Annotated in this window: 15 protein-coding genes; 5 read left to right on the forward strand and 10 right to left on the reverse strand. The window is 57.2% G+C overall.

What is annotated here, in order from left to right; genetic code table 11:
* Positions 1-110: 110 nt before the first annotated feature.
* The 3 genes from ACNA0J_RS00855 to ACNA0J_RS00865 all read left to right on the forward strand — a co-directional run bounded on the left by ACNA0J_RS00855 (position 111) and on the right by ACNA0J_RS00865 (position 2,934).
* Positions 111-908: an IclR family transcriptional regulator gene (locus tag ACNA0J_RS00855; RefSeq protein WP_415815466.1), complete on the forward strand. Its 798-nt coding sequence runs from the start codon at positions 111-113 to the stop codon at positions 906-908.
* 125 nt (positions 909-1,033) lie between these two features.
* Positions 1,034-2,044, forward strand: a complete 1,011-nt coding sequence (locus tag ACNA0J_RS00860) for a Bug family tripartite tricarboxylate transporter substrate binding protein (protein ID WP_415815468.1) — start codon at positions 1,034-1,036, stop codon at positions 2,042-2,044.
* A gap of 56 nt (positions 2,045-2,100) precedes the next feature.
* On the forward strand, positions 2,101-2,934 hold the full coding sequence (locus ACNA0J_RS00865) for an alpha/beta fold hydrolase (protein ID WP_415815470.1): 834 nt from the start codon (positions 2,101-2,103) through the stop codon (positions 2,932-2,934).
* Between the two features lie 45 nt (positions 2,935-2,979).
* Here ACNA0J_RS00865 and ACNA0J_RS00870 read toward each other — a convergent pair whose 3' ends face one another.
* The 8 genes from ACNA0J_RS00870 to ACNA0J_RS00905 all read right to left on the reverse strand — a co-directional run bounded on the left by ACNA0J_RS00870 (position 2,980) and on the right by ACNA0J_RS00905 (position 11,467).
* Positions 2,980-3,939, reverse strand: coding sequence for a LysR family transcriptional regulator (locus tag ACNA0J_RS00870; RefSeq protein ID WP_415815472.1), 960 nt, complete (start codon positions 3,937-3,939; stop codon positions 2,980-2,982).
* Between the two features lie 44 nt (positions 3,940-3,983).
* Positions 3,984-5,687 (reverse strand): dihydroxyacetone kinase family protein, encoded by a 1,704-nt coding sequence (locus ACNA0J_RS00875; RefSeq protein ID WP_415815474.1) that lies wholly within the window; start codon positions 5,685-5,687, stop codon positions 3,984-3,986.
* A gap of 199 nt (positions 5,688-5,886) precedes the next feature.
* Positions 5,887-6,900: a transketolase family protein gene (locus ACNA0J_RS00880; protein WP_415815476.1), complete on the reverse strand. Its 1,014-nt coding sequence runs from the start codon at positions 6,898-6,900 to the stop codon at positions 5,887-5,889.
* Positions 6,897-7,763 carry a transketolase gene (locus ACNA0J_RS00885; protein ID WP_415815478.1) on the reverse strand — a complete coding sequence of 289 codons (867 nt, stop codon included), beginning with the start codon at positions 7,761-7,763 and terminating at the stop codon, positions 6,897-6,899. The genes ACNA0J_RS00880 and ACNA0J_RS00885 overlap by 4 nt, the downstream gene beginning before the upstream one ends.
* Positions 7,764-7,794: 31 nt before the next feature.
* The gene (locus ACNA0J_RS00890) at positions 7,795-9,054 is read right to left on the reverse strand and encodes a TRAP transporter large permease (RefSeq protein ID WP_415815480.1); all 1,260 of its coding nucleotides are present in this window, start codon (positions 9,052-9,054) and stop codon (positions 7,795-7,797) included.
* Between the two features lie 27 nt (positions 9,055-9,081).
* A complete protein-coding gene (locus ACNA0J_RS00895) occupies positions 9,082-9,609 on the reverse strand; it encodes a TRAP transporter small permease (protein WP_415815482.1) in 528 nt (175 codons plus the stop codon).
* 79 nt (positions 9,610-9,688) lie between these two features.
* Positions 9,689-10,678: a TRAP transporter substrate-binding protein gene (locus tag ACNA0J_RS00900; RefSeq protein WP_415815484.1), complete on the reverse strand. Its 990-nt coding sequence runs from the start codon at positions 10,676-10,678 to the stop codon at positions 9,689-9,691.
* A gap of 39 nt (positions 10,679-10,717) precedes the next feature.
* Complete coding sequence (locus ACNA0J_RS00905; protein ID WP_415815485.1) at positions 10,718-11,467, reverse strand: SDR family NAD(P)-dependent oxidoreductase; 750 nt, start codon at positions 11,465-11,467, stop codon at positions 10,718-10,720.
* Positions 11,468-11,676: 209 nt separating this feature from the next.
* On the opposite strand from ACNA0J_RS00905, the gene ACNA0J_RS00910 reads away from it, so the two are divergent.
* Positions 11,677-12,564: a LysR substrate-binding domain-containing protein gene (locus ACNA0J_RS00910; RefSeq protein WP_415815487.1), complete on the forward strand. Its 888-nt coding sequence runs from the start codon at positions 11,677-11,679 to the stop codon at positions 12,562-12,564.
* A 51-nt stretch (positions 12,565-12,615) separates the two neighbouring features.
* Here the strand turns inward: ACNA0J_RS00910 and panB are convergent, their stop codons facing one another.
* Together panB and ACNA0J_RS00920 are read right to left on the reverse strand one after the other, a co-directional pair.
* A complete protein-coding gene (gene panB, locus ACNA0J_RS00915; protein WP_415815489.1) occupies positions 12,616-13,521 on the reverse strand; it encodes a 3-methyl-2-oxobutanoate hydroxymethyltransferase in 906 nt (301 codons plus the stop codon).
* An 80-nt stretch (positions 13,522-13,601) separates the two neighbouring features.
* Positions 13,602-14,366 (reverse strand): MipA/OmpV family protein, encoded by a 765-nt coding sequence (locus ACNA0J_RS00920; RefSeq protein ID WP_415816473.1) that lies wholly within the window; start codon positions 14,364-14,366, stop codon positions 13,602-13,604.
* Between the two features lie 163 nt (positions 14,367-14,529).
* On the opposite strand from ACNA0J_RS00920, the gene ACNA0J_RS00925 reads away from it, so the two are divergent.
* Positions 14,530-15,189 carry a response regulator gene (locus ACNA0J_RS00925; protein WP_415815491.1) on the forward strand — a complete coding sequence of 220 codons (660 nt, stop codon included), beginning with the start codon at positions 14,530-14,532 and terminating at the stop codon, positions 15,187-15,189.
* Positions 15,190-15,191 lie beyond the last annotated feature (2 nt).

The following is a 15,191-nucleotide window of genomic DNA, read 5'->3' on the forward strand; positions in this document are numbered from 1 at the left end:
TTATTCGTATAGTGAATAAGCTATTCGCTTGATGAATCTATTGTTTGGCTTATATGAGCGTCAGTCAATGGCTCAGGCGATAATTCGCCGTCGATTTGGGGAAAACACTAGTGAAAGAAGATCGGATGTTCGTGACGGCGCTGCATCGGGGCCTCGAGGTTTTGCGTTGCTTTACCCCTGACACTCCCGAGTTGGGCACCAGCGAGATTGCGCGTATGACGGGCTTGCCGCAGCCCACCGTGTGGCGCCTCTGCTATACCTTGTCTCAGTCGGGATACTTGATTCCCGGCCGCAACGCCGATCGCCTGCGTGTCGGGCCTGGCGTGCTGACGCTGGGACATGCATCCATCACGCATGCGGGTGTCGCGGAATTTGCGTATCCGTTGATGAAAGTGGTGGCCGAAAAGTTTGAAGCCTCGGTGTCCTTGGCTGAACCTGATCGGCACAATATGGTGATCGTGCAGCGCGCCGAAAGCCCTGCCATCTTGAAACTGATTCTGCACGTGGGCTCACAACTCGAGATGGTGAACTCCTCATTGGGATGGGCCTATCTAGCTGCTTTGCCGGACGAAGAACGTACATCGCTATTGACGGCAATCAAGCAGCAGTTGGGCAAAGAATGGAAAGTGCATGCCAGTGCCGTGGAACAAGCGATCGCCCATTACAACGAACATGGTTTTGTTTTCAACCTGGGGCACTCCCATCGTGACGTCAATGCGATCGGAGTGCCGGTCATTTCTCCTGATGGGCGGCGTGTGCTGGCACTGACATGCGGGGGAAATAGTTCGTATATGACTAAATCGCGCCTGGCGGGGCCTATTGCAGCAGCTCTCAAAGAATTAGCCCGGCAGATCGCGCCGGCCTTGGCGGGCGAGCATGCGGCCCGTCACCGAAACGTGGCGTTCTAGCATTTACGCGTTAACGAGCATTGACGGCCTTCTGGCATCTGCATAGACTGATTTATGCTGCGAATAGATTATTCGCATAGCGAATTATTCGATATTGCTGTTGTGCGAACGGAAAAGGGGTTTCCATGGTCGCTATCAGTTGGGCGGTTATTCGTTGTAAAGCGGGTGCTATTGCGTTGGCGGCTTCACTCGGTGTGACTCTGGGCTCTTATGCGAGTCCAGCGGTATCGGCCCAATCTGGTGCATATCCATCCAAAGCCATAACAGTGATCAATCCCTGGACAGCCGGCGGGGCGTCCGACGCCATTGCCCGCCCGCTCCTCCAAAGGATGAGCGAGGTCATTGGCCAGTCCGTGATCCTGGAGAACATGCCTGGCGCTAACGGAACCATTGGCGCTGCCAAGGCAGCACGCGCAAATCCGGACGGCTACACCTTGTTCCTCGCGCATGTCGGTCCAATGGCGATCAGCCCGGCATTGCAGGAGCTCCCCTACAACCCGATTCGTGATTTTGAACCGATCACGCAGATCGTTTCGAGTCCGATCGTCCTGGTGTCTCGGCCTGATCTGAAATTCACATCAGTGAATGATCTATTGAACTACGCGCGCGCGCATCCCGGAAAGTTGTCTTATGGCTCGGTGGGGGTGGGCAGCACCACGCATCTGGCTGGCGAGATGCTGGCTCAGTTGGGAAAGGTCTCGCTACTGCACGTCCCATACAAAGGCGATAGTCAGATCAGTACTGATTTGATTGGTGGTCAGATTGAATTTGCGTTCATCAATATCGCGGCGGCGATGAGTTTGATGAAAGACGGCCGTGTTACAGGGTTGGCGATTACCACGCTGAAGCGCTCATCAGTGCTGCCCGAGCTGCCGACGGTTGCGGAAACTTTGCCGGGATTCGAAGTTAACTCTTGGTACGGAATGGTTGCCCCCAAAGGAACACCCAAGCCCATCATCGACAAGCTATATACAACCTTGCATGGCATTCTGATGGAGCCCGAAACAAAATCACGGTTGCAGGGCATGGGCCTCGAGGCCGAAGGCACAACCCCCGGCGACTATGCGTCCAAAATCAAACAAGACAGTGAACGTTGGGCAAAACTGGTCAAATCAGTCGGGGTATCGTTGAAGTGACATGTAATGCGTTGGCCCGTGTGTTAAGAGGATTCGTCACGTTGCCGGATTGCCAAGTGCACTATCGCACGGCATCTCCGGCGTCACCAGAGCCGGACGGAACATCACCCATTCCGCTGGTGATGCTGCATGCGTCACCAGGATCGGCAAAACTGCTCGAGCCGTTGATTGCCCGTCTGGGCAATAGTCGAACGGTGTATGCGCCTGATACCTTGGGCAATGGAGATTCCTCCGCCCCTGTCAGCGACCAGGTGGACATCCGCTACTTTGCACAAGTGCATGTGCAGGCCATCGATCAGCTAGGTATAGAGCGCTTTGATTTATACGGCAGCCACACCGGTGCAAACATTGCGTGCGAAATTGCCATTGCCTATCCCGGCAGAGTCAGAAAGCTGATTTTGGACGGCGTCTCGCAGTACACCGATGACGAGCGTGATGACATGCTCAAGCACTACGCACCTGGCGTCGATATAGACATGAATGGTGGCCAACTGGCATGGATATATCAGTTTGTCCGGGATGTGTATTTATTCTGGCCTTGGTATAAACGCGATGCGGCACATCGGCGGTCTATAGGTTTGCCCAGTGCCGACGAGCTGCATGACAAAGCGGTAGAGGTCATCAAGGCAACGCGTACATATCACATTCCCTATCGGGCAGCGATCGGCTACGACAAGACATCTCGTTTGCCTATGGTCCGAGTGCCCACATTGCTGGCGTGTGCACAGACGGATATGTTCTTGGAGTATTTCGATCGGATATGCCGACTGATGCCTGAGGCTCGACCTTTGATAACTGCAGGCACTGGGAACGCCGAGGCGTTGGAGAATACGGTTGCCCAATATCTCGCCTTCTTGGACGCGCAGGACGAAAATACTTATCTAATTTAACTCTTCACGCAGCTGGATCTGAGATGCTGACCGGTCAGCGCCTCCTCATCCGCCTTTGTTTCCACCATTCGCCCATTCACTCCACACGGCAGATGGAGGCACCGATAGGCTATCCAGCGAAAAATGTGCCTGCAAATGTTTGACGAGAATGTTAAGAAAGGCCGTAGCTTTAGCCGAGATCACGCGGCTTTCAAACAGCGCATACAACATGGCAGAGGATAACTCCCAATCAGGCAGCACGCGTTCCAGCCGGTAATTCTGCAGTAATTGGTTGCCAGAAAAGGGGGAGGGAACGGGAGTGATGCCTAGGTCCTTGCCAGCGAGCTGTAGATTCAAAAGAATCTGATTGCTGGAAAATTTCGGGATGAGCTGAACCGTCTCGACTTCTGTTCCTCTTCGGAGTTCCCAAGTGTCTGCTCCGTGCATGCAAATATGCGCATGATGATGAAGGTCGGCAGGTGAGTCAGGATATCCCGCTCGTTGCAGATAATCATGCGACGCCACCAGGATGAGACGAAAATTCACGAGCGGTTTTTGGATAAGAGGAGAGTCCTCTTGGCGCCCCGCCCGGATGTATAAGTCCATACCGGAAAGGTCGTTGATCTTTGTTGAGCTGCTGAGATCGAAATCGCAGCTGATTTTTGGAAAACGGTTGTGCAGCTCTTCTGAGACGCCTGGCAGCAAAGGCGCCAGGCCGGGCATGATCGAGACCCGCAGTTTTCCTTCAGGCGACTCGAGATATGTCTTGACGTTTTCGTGCGCTTTTAGAATGCCCTCGATTTGGGAGACACATTCCTCAAAGTAGCGCGTGCCCAAGTCGGTCAATGAAACCTTGCGTGTCGTGCGTAGGAACAGCGCATATCCAAGATTCTTTTCGAGTTCGGATATGCGCCTTGAAAGTGTAGCGACTGGCATATCCAATGCCGCAGCGGTGGCGCTGAAGCTCCCGCGTTTTGCGACTTCGACAAAGTACCAGATGTCGTTTAAAGAAATACCTTTTTCCATTGAGAATCGCTTTTACCAGTGCACGAGCCTATTCCTCGGGTGACTTACCCGATTTCCTTGATACCGTTTTGCAGTGCTTTTAGCCAATACGCTACCGCGACAGCGCCGCCATCCGGAATGCCGACGGCACGCTCTCCCAGGTAACTGGCGCGGCCTAGGCGGGGTTGCATATGGGCAGTGTCCTCGGCGGCTTTCTCTGCTGCCTGTACCGCCTGGCTAAACGCCTCCTTGCCTGCAGCGCCAGCCGCTAACGCCGCATGCCATGCATTGTTGGCCGCCGTGAGGGCGTCGACCATCGTGCGATCTCCCGCTTTGGCGCCTCCCATCTCCATCACGGCATCTACCGCGGCGGCAAAGGCTTTCTGCCATTGCGTCGGCGATGGCGCGGCCAGGTCCCCCAGTTCGCGACTGGCGCGTAGTAACCCTACGGCGTAGAACGGGCCGGAACTGCCCGCGATCGCTCTACGCATCGCTTGCGCCGCCGAGGCAAAGAATTGACCGGGCGTGTGAAAAGCCTCAGGAGCCAAGTCGAGAATGGCCTGGCCGCCGCGTGCCATGCTGGCGCCCAGGTCGCCGTCACCGGCTTTGGCATCAAGCTCCCCGAGTTCGGCTTCGGCAGTGATCAGCGCATGCGCGACGCCTTTTGCTACCCGTTCCAGTGTCGCGGCCAACGGGCCGGCTGGCATGGACGCGAGATTTGTCTCGAGGCCACTCGGCACAGGCACCATCGTGCGCTGTTCATTGATGCGGCCAGAGTGTGTCCATGCCGGAGCGCCGCAAGGCGCATCCAGCAGTTCGAGCAACTCGTCATCCACAGGCAATACCGAAAGCGAACATCCGGGCATTTCAAGTGCGGTCATGTAGTTGCCTACCCAGGCGCGCGTGGGTGTCAGGCCTTTGGCGCGTAAGGTGGCCAGTGCATGGCGCGCGATAATCTGCAGCTCTATGGGCGGCGTACCCCCCAAGCCGTTGACCAGCAGCGCGACTCGACTGGCATTGTCAGGTACCTCTGCCAATATCTGCGCCAGGATATCGTCCACAATCGCATCTGCGGGTTTCATGTCGACTCGGCGTACCCCTTTCTCGCCATGAATACCCAGACCGTATTCGATCTCGGTGTCGCCCAGCGAAAAGCTGGGCGTACCGGCAGATGGTACCGTGCAGGCACCCAGGCCAACGCCCATGGAGCCTACCGCCGCTGCGGCGCGTGCAGCGATGGCCGCCACTTTTTCCAAGGGCCAGCCTTTGGCTGCGGCCGCTCCGGCGATCTTGTGCACGAATACGGTGCCAGCAATACCGCGACGGCGATCGGTTGGAACCATGTCGCGCAACGATACGTCATCGGCCACCAGGACGATTTCGACCGGAATGCCTTTTTCTCGCGCGAGTTCAGCGGCTAAACCAAAGTTCAACCGGTCGCCGGTGTAGTTTTTAACGACCAGCAAGGCCCCAGCAGGTCCGGCGACAGAGACGATCGCCGCCAGTACCGCATCCACGCTCGGAGAGGTAAATACATCACCCGCGATCGCCGCCGTGAGCATGCCTATGCCGACATATCCGGCATGAGCAGGCTCGTGGCCACTCCCGCCACCAGAGAGCACCGCCACGGGGCGAGCCGCAAGACCAGGCAAATCACGCTGTACGACGATGTTTTCGCCATCGACCAGTGCCAGATGGTGCGTCGTATCAACTAATCCCTCGAGGGCTTCCCGTACGATGTGGCGAGGATTGTTGATCAGCTTTTTCATCCATTGCTCCGAGAGTCCGTGTATTCACACAGGGGGAAGACGGGGTCGGCCGTTAGTCGCTGGGCAGCGCCTATTTGACGGTCTAGTGGAATATTATGCTTGTTCTGCATGAGAATGCAGAACAAGCGCGCCAAACCGCGCCTGCCATAGAGCGTGGCCGCTGCGCCGAGTCCCCGAATCCCTGCTCGGAGCAGAGCCCTTAATGATCCAGCCAGTTCTTTATTCGCACGCTCAACGTTTCCCGGCTGATCCCATAGCGGTCATGCAAGGTCGGAAGTGCGCCCGCATCGAGAAATGCATCGGGTAATCCAGCCAATTGGAAGCCCGCCGGTTGCACGCGATGGCGCAATAGCGCGCTGGCGACTGCCTCTCCGAGGCCGCCGATAACAGAGTGATTCTCCGCGACCACAACCAGGCGGTGTTTATAGCGTACGGCCTCGACCAGTGTGGCTTCGTCCAATGGTTTGATGGTGGGCGAATGCATCACTGCCACACTTACATTGTCTTTTGCCAGGTCTTGAGCGACCTCCAGCGCGCGCATGGTCAGAATGCCGCTGGAAATAATCAGAACATCGGTGCCGTCGCGCAGCAGCTTCGCCTTGCCGAGTTCGAATTGATACCCTTCGATTTCGTCCAACACCATGGGAACTTGGCCCCGTAGCAAACGCATGTACACAGGCCCGTTATGGGCAGCGATCTGCGGCACCGCCTGTTCGATATCCAATGCGTCGCATGGATCGACAATTGTCATGCCCGGGATGCCGCGCATCATTGCCAGGTCTTCTGTGGCTTGATGGCTAGGCCCATAGCCTGTCGTCAGCCCTGGCAACGCGCAGCAGATTTTCACATTCAGATTTTCTTCCGCGATGATCTGATGAACGAAATCATAGGCGCGTCGTGTGCCAAAGACGGCATAGGTGGTAGCGAAGGGAATGAACCCTTCTTTCGCCATGCCGCCCGCAGCGCCCATCAATAACTGCTCGGCCATTCCCATCTGGAAAAACCGTTCGGGGTAGGCTTTGGCAAATAGGTGCAAGTCCGTGTATTTGGCCAGATCGGCCGTCAGTCCAACGACTTCGGGGTGCGCGGCGGCATATTCGACCAGGGCTTTGCCGAAGGGCGCTGCATGCACGCGTTGCCCTTCCGAGGCAATGGAGGCAATCATGGCCGAGGTGGTGAGGCGCGGTTTCTTTTCCAATGCGGTGCTGCTCATGCCATGGCTCCTTCAGTGTAAGAGGTCGGGCGGGTTTGGTCCAGAATATCCAGAGCTTGTTGCCATTCGGGCGGATCGACACGGATAAAGTGATTCTTTTCGCGTTGTTCGAGAAAAGGCACGCCTTTGCCCATCAAGGTATCGAAAAGAATGACGCGAGGCTGTGGCGACTCGAGGCAGCGTGCCTGATCGAACGCGTGCAGTACCGCGGCCAGATCATTTCCGGCGATACGCTGGGTATGCCAACCGAAGGCAGTCCATTTATCGGCCAGAGGTTCGAACCCCAGGACTTTTCCGGATGGACCATCCGCTTGCTGGTTGTTGATATCGACAAGGCAGATGAGGTTGTCCAGGCCATGGTGTGCGGCAGCCATGACGGCCTCCCAGGTGGAGCCTTCGTCGAGTTCGCCGTCCGACATCGAGTTGTAGACAAAGGCGGGATTGCGTTTTTGTTTCAACGCCAATGCAATGCCCACACCAATCGAGAGGCCTTGTCCCAGAGACCCTCCAGAGATTTCCATGCCGGGGGTGTATGCAGCCATTCCCGACATCGGCAGACGGCTGTCGTCGCTGCCATAGGTTTCGAGTTCGCTTTCGGGGATGATGCCCGCTTCAATCAGGGCTGAGTAATGAGCAATGGCGTAGTGCCCATGTGACAAGAGAAACCGGTCACGGCCCTCCCATTTGGGATCGTCCGCCTTGAGATTCAATGCGTGGCCATAGGCGACTGCCAACACGTCAGCCCAGCCCAGGGCTTGACCAATGTAGCCTTGCCCCTGCACTTCACCCATGCGTACTGCATTACGGCGGATGCGCCATGCGGCGCAGGCCAAGTGGTTCAACAATGCAGACTTTTCCGTCATCGTGACGTTCCTTTTAGCTGGTTAATGTATGTCAGTGCAGGATGCTCGCGGGCACATACGAGACCAACGCGAGCACGGCAAAAGCGACCAGATAGAACGGGCCGAGTTCGCGAACGGTCTGCCCCACTTTGACTTTGGCAAGCGCGCTGGTGATGAAGAGCGTTGTTCCCACCGGCGGGGTATACAGGCCTATCGCCAGATTCACGACCATCATGACGCCCAGCTGCGTGAGGTCCATGCCGATGCTTTGCGCCAGCGGTACGAATACAGGCGTCAATAACAAGACAGCAGCAGGCAGATCGATGAACATGCCCAGGAACAGCATGATGAGGTTCATCAATAGAATGACCAGCCATTTGATGTGTACGCTGTCTTGCACCCACTGAGCCAGACCTTGCGGTGTCTGATCAAAGGTCAATAGCCAACCGATCGCGGCCGATGCCATGATGACCAGCAAGACTACGCCCGTGGCAAGTCCGGCATGTACGATAGCGTCGTTGAGCCGTTTCCAACTGAGATCGCGGTACATCACCGCCGACACCAGTTCTGCATACAGCGTCGACAGCACTGCTACCTCGGTAGGCGTTGCGATGCCAAAACGCAGAAAGACGAGAATGAGTACGGGCAGCACGACCGCGGGAGACGCGTAGGCCAGGTGACGCCGAAAGGCCGCCATGTCAAAGGGAGTCTTATCCCGGGGGAAGTTACGGCGGCGTCCGACCCACCAGCATGCCAGCATGAATCCTCCACACAGCAACAAGCCGGGCAGCACGCCTGCGATAAACAGGGAGGCAATCGACGCATTGGCCGTCAGGGCATACAGAATGAGCGGAATAGAAGGAGGTATCAGGATGTCGATCGTGGCTGCCGCCGCCAGGGTCGCAGCCGAAAAAGCCGCCGGGTAGCCGAGCCGCTTGTGCCAGGGAATCAATAGCGACCCAATGGCGGACGCATCGGCGACGGCCGAACCAGACACGCCGCCAAAGAGCGTGGACGACAGTACCCCCACCTGGGCCGGACCTCCGTGAAATCGGCCAATGAGGGTAGACAATACGCCGACCAATGCTTCTCCGAGTTTTCCGCCCATCATGAGCGAACCCGTCAGCATGAAGAATGGAATGGCGATCAATGGAAAGCTTTGTACTTGCGCCACCATCTGCTGGACGAGCAGGTCCAGGGGGACGCGGTCTGTGCTGGCAACCGCCGTCAGGGCGGCAATCAGCAGGGCATGAGCAATGGGCATCGCGATGACCGCGGCTCCCATGAACACGACCAGAATCATTGCACTCATCACAGTTCCTTTTTATTCGCAGGCGTACTACCAATGGGCGGCGGGCGTTTGGTGCGTCACTTTTTTGGCTTCTGACACCGGCATTCGCCATGATTCGTACGCCGACTGGATGGCCAGTACCGCCAGCATCAACATGCCGCCCATGACGCAGGCATAGGTGATGGAGCCTGGAATCTGCAGGATGGGCGATTTCTCGTCATGCACAATCTCGAGCATTTGGAAAGTCGCCCACGACAGCGTGGCGTAAAGCGCAGCCACGACCAGCCATGCAGCGCCCGTCAGTGCTCGACGCGTTTTGGCCGGTAGGGCGTCCATCAAGAACGTGGTGGCGATGTGTGCGTTCTGTAGCGCAGCAAGCACGACGCCTGCCATGACCAGCCACGGGAAAAGCAGTTCGGGGATTTCATTGGCCCATTTCAGGCTGGACCCTGTGGCATAACGTAGGATGGTGTTGGCCACCAGAATGCCGAATATCACCGTCGTGGACAGCCACAGCACCAAACGGCATATGCTGCCGATTGCCCGCCCGACCAGTCCATGTTGACCAGCTTGCATGATTGTCTCCTGCCTTGTCATCAGCAACCCACCGTGCGTGGCCTACTTGGCGCCAGCGCGCGGCGGGTGGTTAATCGGCTTACTTGCTGCGTGCGGCGGCCAGTACTTTCTTCACATAAGGGCCAATGGGACCGGCAAGCCATTTCTCGTCGACCGACTCTGTCGCTTTGGCAAAAGCTGCGGTGTCGGGCGTCGTGACCTCTACGCCTTTAGACTTGAGCTCGGAAAGTAATTTTTCGTCCGCCTTGCGAGACAGCTCCCGCTGCAGGGCAGATGCCTCGTCTGCCGCTTCCTGAATGGCTTTGCGATCGGCTTCACCCAACTTGTCCCACGTGCGCTTGCTCATCAGAAACGGCGTCATCTGGAACTGATGATTGGTCATGGCCAGATATTTTTGTACTTCGTAGAGCTTGCTCGCCTCGAAATTGACCAGCGGGTTTTCCTGACCATCGACCACGCCTTGCTGCAGCGCGACGTATAGCTCTGCAAACTTGATCTGTTGCGACTCCGCACCGAGCGCCTGCATGATGTCTACCAAGGTTGCATCAGGCGGCACTCGCATTTTCAACCCTTTCATGTCTTGCACAGTATTGATCGGGTGTTTGCTGTTGGTCATTTGGCGTATGCCGTTATCCCACGTGCCCAGCAGGATCATTCCTTTTTTTTCTGACGCTTGGGCTAACTCTTTACCCAATGGCCCGTCCAGCAGTTTGAAGGCATCACTGGCGCTGGAAAACAGAAATGGCATCCCGAACGCCGCATATTCCGGAACGGCCGCTGAGACAGCGCCTTGGGAGTTCGCGCTGAGATCCAAAGCGCCCGTGCGCAGTGCAGTCACCATCGCCGCATCGTCGCCGAGCTGGGCTGCGGGGGCAACTTGTACCTGGACGCGGCCATTTGTCTTGGCTTTGACGACCTCAGCGAATTTGACTGATGCCTCATGCCGCGGGTTGCCTATCGCGGCGCCATGTCCAAGTGTCAGCTTGATGTCCTGCGCCTGGACTGTCAGAGGGAGCAATGCCATCCATGCAATTGCACATGTGGCACCCAGAAAATTCACGCTCTTCATAGTTTTATGTCTCCTCGATTTATAGGGTGGGTACTACGGTCAGTGAATCAACATTCCTCCGTTTACGTCCAGCGTGATGCCGGTGCAATAGGCGGACAGATCGCTCGCTAGAAAGACGCAGGCCCCGGCGACATCATCAGCCTTGCCGAGACGTGCCAATGGAATGCCTTCGGCGATTTCCATTTTTTTATCGGGTGTGAGTTTGCCTTGTGTGATATCGGTCTCGATCAAACCCGGTGTGATGCAATTGATTCGGACGCCTTCCGCGCCAAATTCACGCGCCATTGCTCGCGCCAATCCCAGCACACCGGCTTTGGCGGCGGAGTAATGCGGGCCGCCAAAGATGCCGCCGCCGCGTTGAGCGGAGACCGACGAAATGCAGACAATCGAGCCGGAGCGTCGCTCACGCATGATGGGCAGAGCCGCCTGCGACATGTACAGCGTGCCGCGTAAGCTGACGTCGAGCACGCGGTCATAGTCTTCACCGGTAATGTCCAGCGTTCTTACCGGTTGCGTGATCCCCGCATTGTTGACCAGGACATCAATCCGCCCATAGCGATCGATAATGGCCGATACTGCTGCTTCGCAGGCCGCTTTGTCAGTCACGTCGGCGATCAGGCCTGTATGGCCTTCGCCCAGCCGCTTTGCCGCGATGTCGGGCTCTGCGCGTGCCAGATCCAGAATCACAACTCGGGCGCCATGATTTGCCATCTGGCGAGCCGTTGCAAAACCGAGTCCGTTGATGCCCGCTCCACCTGTAATGACAGCAACCTTATCCTTGAGCAACATATTGTCGTTCTCCGTTCACGTGTGGGAAAGGGATAGAACGGCGGAGCCTGCACACAGGCCGTGAGGGTGCTTTGTGCGCGGTGCCCATTCGGTCGCCGCGTGTCTCCGTTGTTCCTTTTTTGCCATCTTCGGCGCGGGCTAACATTAAGACAAGCGAAGTATTATCAGTCTAAGATGATGATTCTTCATCTTACGTGAGGGACAACCCGATGCCTGCTCTCCCGCCTATTGCAAATCTGGTGGCGTTTGAGGCAGTTGCGCGCAGGCGCAGCTTTGCCATTGCGGCAACGGAGCTGCATCTCACTGCCTCGGCCATCAGCCACCAAGTGGCTCGTCTGGAAAGCGATCTCGGTCTTCGCCTATTCGAGCGCAATGCGCACGGCGTGCGCCTGAGTAACGCCGGCGAGCAATACCTGGCTCGTATTTCAGGGGCGTTGTTGGCGATTACTGCCGCGACCGAAGACATGCGCCAAGGGGTCAGCAACAGTCTGTATGTCCACTCGTCGCCCAGCCTGGCCAGCTTGTGGCTGATGCCGAGGCTTCGCCGATTTGCCCAGGCATATCCGGATATCGCGCTCAATCTCTCAGCTGCGCATACTCACAGCGACTTCGCGCTCGGGCAGTCCGACCTCGATATCCGCTATGGTGTGCCGCAATGGAACGATGTCGTGGTGGAACCGCTTTTTGAAGAACGCATCGTGCCGTTGGCCAGCCCTGCGTTCATTCGCGAACACCGTCTCAAGCGTGTAGACCAGTTGCTCAATGTGCCGCTGATCCAAAGCAATGTCAGCGTGGTCCAATGGGCAGATTGGTTCAAGAGATATTCCGACAAGAGAGCACCCGACCACTTCACCATTCGTTTTGATCGCGCGCAGATGTCACTGGACGGTGCGGCCCGAGGGCTGGGGGTTGCGTTGGAAAGCGCAACCATGGCGGGCCTGCATCTTGCCGAAGGCAAGCTCGTGCCTATTTTTGGCCTGGACAAGGCGGTTCTCGTGAAGGCGCATTTCTTTGTTTATCCCGCAAGGCATAGCAAGCGTCCCGCTGTGGACGCTTTTCTATCGTGGGTTCGTGCTGAAGCGGCCCGGATCACATAGGCTTCTTTGTATGCGTACAGGTTATCAGCGCCGTTATGCTTTTCTCCAGCGCTACCAGCTATGCCGTGCGTCTTCGGGAAACGTTCCGTCTTTGACTGCTTGAACATAAGCCGAAAAGGCCGCGAGAACGCTGTCTGTGTCGCTCATGAAGTTGCGAACGAATTTTGGCATACGTCCGATATTGATCCCCAGCATGTCATGCATCACCAGCACCTGGCCTGCCGTACCCGATCCTGCTCCTATGCCGATCGTTGCGCAGGTCTGCATCTGGCTGGTGAGATCCGCTGCGAGTTTTGCCGGAATCATTTCCAGCACCAACAACGATGCGCCAGCGGCTTCCAACGCTTTTGCGTCACGCATCAGCTTTGCCGCACCATCGTCGTCCTTGCCCTGCACGCGAAAACCGCCCAATGCCGATACGGTCTGAGGCGTCAGCCCCAAATGTCCGCATACCGGTACGCCTCGCTCGACGAGAAACTGAACCACCTCGGTCGTCCAGTCTCCGCCTTCGAGTTTGATCATCTGCGCGCCGGCTTCCATGAGGCGTACGGACGATGCCATCGCCTGATCTCGTGACTGATGATAGGAACCGAAGGGCAGATCGGCGACGAGTAGTGCGGCGCCATCAGCTTTCTCCAGGCCCTTGGCTACACATCGGGTGTGATACACCATTTCATCGAGCGAGACTCCCACCGTGCTGGTCTTGCCCTGGCAGACCATGCCCAGTGAGTCGCCCACCAAGATGCAATCGACACCTGCCGCATCTTCGATGGCGGCAAAGGTGGCGTCGTAGGCGGTCAGCATGGCGATTTTCTCGCCCTGCCGGCGCATGTCGGCAAGCCGTACCGTCGTTACTTTCTTTCGCTTTGGTACGTCGGCTGAGCGGCTCTGGATCCCATAGGGCGCGGCTGTCTCTGTTCCTGCTGCCGGAGTCTCTTTCTTATCTGATGTCGTCATTGCGCGTGAAGTGATGGTAAGGACACTGAGAGACTCCAGTGTGCCATAGGCCGACACTCACGCGCTGATTACCCCATTTATCAGAACCGGTAGCCGACTCCCAGGCTGCCGAAAACATTGGTCTTGCGTTCGGTCAGCGGGCTATCGCGCGCGTCGCCCAGTACGGTACTGACGCCTAATGTGCTCATTACCGTCCAGTCTTTATTCAACTGGTAGGTCCAGTTGGCGAACAGTGCGGCATTTTTAAAACCGGACGAAGCGGAGTAGGGAGACAGGTGTTCTCGGCTGCGCGCTGCGTCCGATGTGCTGACGCCATACCAGGTCTGCATATCGCTGCTATTGGCCCATTGCGTACTGACGCCCAGCCGCAGCTGTTGTCGTTCGGTTTGCACCACCGCATAGGACGTGCGTATTTCCAGCGTGCCACCGTAACCGGATTTCGCCGCTTGGCGATAGGCGGCTCCGAGCGAGTAGCGGCCCGGTGTCCATTCTAGAAAGGCACCGTATGCCCCGTGGAAATCGATATCGTCCAAACCGCGAGTGCGATCCGAATCATCCGAGTCTCGGCCCAGGCCCAGACCGACGAATACCCCGCCTTCCAGGTCGGGGGCGAGTTCATAGCTCAGCCCCATCGCCGGCAGACCCGCCCGCGGCGTGATGAAAAAATGTCCGGATCGATAATTGATCAGCGGTGTGGGGACGGCGCGATACTCGTCAGAGCCGGCATAGATGGGCACTATTCCCACCCCTATGCCGATCAGATTCGTACCCTCTGCGATGGCTGGCCCTGCTCCCGCGGCCAGGGCCATGGCGACTGCACCGCGTGTCATCGTGATTGCTTTCATCATTTTTCCCGGAATCCGAATTCACCTGCCGCATAACAGGCGGTCAGATTTCAGCCGCTATACTGCCTCGACAGTTTTAGGAATTCTTTAAGCCTCGTATGGGTCTTAAACCGGATTTAATCCGTTGGCGTAACAATGTCCCGCGATAACGAGGACGGATCCAATGCGCACACTATTAGTCGAGGACGACGCCATGCTGGCCGAGGCGCTGCAGCTGGCACTGCACCGTGAAGGTGCAAGCGTCGATATTGCAGCCGACGCGAGATCGGCGCAGACGGCGCTGGTGGACCATGACTACGAGTTGATATTGCTGGACCTGGGCCTGCCTGGTGGATCCGGCATGGGGATCCTGTCGCAATTGCGCGCGCGTTATGACACGACGCCGGTGATCATCATGACGGCGAGGGATCGCCTGAGCGAGCGGATAGCAGGGCTGGATGCCGGTGCTGATGATTATCTGGTCAAGCCGTTCCAGATCGATGAGCTGCTTGCGCGTGCCCGCGCCACTGTCCGGCGCAGCAAGGGGCGCGTCGCTCCCGTTCTGATGGCGGGCAACGTAACCGTAGACCCCGCCAACCAAACGGTCCTTCTTGCCGGCGACGCCGTTGCGCTCAGCTTGCTGGAATACCGCACCTTGCTTGCATTGGTGGAGCGGGGTGGCCGGGCGGTCTCTCGCGCCGCGCTCGAAAGCTCCGTCTACGGTGACAGCGGCGCCACAGGAAGCAATACTGTGGCTGTTTACATTCACCAGCTACGCCGCAAGCTGGGTGACGATTTGATTGAAACGGTACATGGCTACGGTTACCGTGTAAAAGGGATGTAGCT

Origin of the sequence: Bordetella tumbae, assembly GCF_965139195.1 — a bacterium.
Lineage (GTDB): Bacteria > Pseudomonadota > Gammaproteobacteria > Burkholderiales > Burkholderiaceae_B > Bordetella_A > Bordetella_A tumbae.